The 1930-nt window shown below is 50.6% G+C and carries 3 protein-coding genes and 1 pseudogene; all 4 read left to right on the top strand.

Going from position 1 to position 1930, the window contains the following annotated elements:
- A pseudogene (locus B3187_RS09705) lies at positions 1–575 on the top strand (sodium-dependent transporter); the annotation flags it as partial.
- Entirely contained in the window at positions 572–793 is a 222-nt protein-coding gene (locus tag B3187_RS09710; protein WP_286806076.1) for a DUF3820 family protein, read from the top strand. The pseudogene B3187_RS09705 and the gene B3187_RS09710, both read left to right, overlap by 4 nt.
- A gap of 179 nt (positions 794–972) precedes the next feature.
- Positions 973–1500, top strand: coding sequence for a hypothetical protein (locus B3187_RS09715; RefSeq protein WP_286806077.1), 528 nt, complete (start codon positions 973–975; stop codon positions 1498–1500).
- 9 nt (positions 1501–1509) lie between these two features.
- Positions 1510–1930 (top strand): hypothetical protein (locus B3187_RS09720; RefSeq protein WP_286806079.1); only part of this gene is annotated, 421 nt, incomplete at its 3' end.

The following is a 1930-nucleotide window of genomic DNA, read 5'->3' on the forward strand; positions in this document are numbered from 1 at the left end:
TCAGCATCGCCTTCACCGCCGGGCTGCTGATTCTGCCCGCCATGTACGTCGCCCAACACCAGGGCATCGTCATCTACGGCGATAACGGCGAACTGCTCGCCGGGCCCGGTCTGATTTTTCAGGTGCTTCCCAGCCTGTTCGCGAACATGGGCGGGGCCGGTACCTGGCTGAGCATCGCCTTCTTTGCCCTGATGAGCATCGCCGCCCTCACCTCCTCTATTTCCATGCTTGAAACGCCGGTCTCGGTGGTCACCGAACGCACCCGCTTGAAGCGCACCGGCGCCGCCTGGAGCATCGGTGCCCTCATCTTCCTCATAAGCGCGCTGATCATCGCCAACATGAGCACTCTGTTCGACGCCACCGTCTCGCTCACCACCGAATACAGCCAACCGCTGCTGGGCATCGCCCTATGCCTGTTCGTCGGCTGGATCATGCACCGCAACCACCTGCTCAACGAACTCAAAGCCGGCCACCAGGACATCGAGCACAGCCTGTTCTGGAAAATCTGGCCCTTTTACGTGCGCATCATCTGCCCACTGCTGATACTTCTGGCCTTTATACAGACCTTGCGATGAACCCTGACCTGAATCCACAAGACCTGCTCGACGCCGTCAACCAGACCATGCCCTTTGGTAAATACCAGGGGCGCAAGCTGCTGGAACTGCCGGAACCCTATCTGGTGTGGTTCCATGGTCAGGGGTTTCCCAACAGCAAATTGGGGCGGCAGCTGGCGTTGATGTATGAGGTGAAGGTGAATGGACTGGAGGGGATGTTGCAGGAGTTGGTGCGGTGATGACGTTAAAATCTTATTCCTGTATATCGGGGATTATGCGGGGAAACTGCCGGATTTCGTGCTGGAGGTTTTATGCCAAATTTCTCTAAGGCAGGTATGATAGGGGCTTGGAGGCATGCTACAAAAGGTGTCAAGGAACGCGTAGGCAAACTTACTGATTTAAAACAGGCAATTTGCCTTTGAATAACATTGTTAAATTTCAATGGGGGGCCCCGATGGAGGCAAAAGATATAATCACGCTTGCCATTTCGGGAGGTGCGCTGACTGTTTCACTTATTTCATTGTATTTCAGCCTTTTTTATAAGCGGTTTTCTCTTGTTGGAACCCTTGCTGCATGGAATCCGAGAACTGAGAACTTTGCGAACTCTCAAGCCTGTGAGATTGCAATTTCAAATACGGGGAATCGAGAGCTCGTCCTTAGAGAAATCGAGATGCTGAGCTTCCCAGAGATAGAAGGTGAATTATTCCCCATTTTGGAGTCAGAACAGGTTCCCACTGTCCTGAAACCTGGCGAGATGAAACTATTGACGTTTCCGATAGCAGACCTTTACCTGCAAAAGCTCGAGAAAGAAAATAGGATGCTTCGGCTAAATTTCCACATCTTTACAGCTGAGGCCACGCTTAAACTGGCGACGAAGGACTTGACCCCGCCCATTGGTGGGACAGATATACCAGACTCTGACTGGAAGCCATTCAAGCTAAAGTAAAACTTAGCAATGCCAATCACAGCGACGTTAGATTTTGAGGTCAATATGCCCAATGGAATACATGAAGAGACGCTAATTCTTGCTCGAGAAGCTCTCGATGCGATACAGCTAGGGAAGCCAGGTTCAACCTCATTGGCAATTAGAAAATTAGATCTCGCTTCTGACCTAATAGACGATAAGAAACTGAAGCGGTGGTGCGGCTTTCAATTGGGGCGATACGAAACTGGATTGCCTTATCCGGAGGATATTGATGAAGAATACGTACGCCAACTCGCCGGCAAGATTAAAGAGCTCAAGCTTCCTCTTACGAATGAAGAGATACAACCTAGATTGTCAATATCAGGCGGGGCATTTAAAAGCATCGAGTTCATTGAGCATGTCCTGGCGAGATTGAATAGGGAAAAGTCCGGAAATGATGGTGTTTTTTACC

The organism is Marinimicrobium sp. UBA4209 (genome assembly GCF_002381585.1).
Lineage (GTDB): Bacteria > Pseudomonadota > Gammaproteobacteria > Pseudomonadales > Cellvibrionaceae > Marinimicrobium > Marinimicrobium koreense.

What these genes read in the sequence shown, in the direction of transcription:
- B3187_RS09710 (WP_286806076.1), top strand. Translation starts at nt 572, where the DNA reads ATGAACCCTGACCTGAATCCACAAGACCTGCTCGACGCCGTCAACCAG.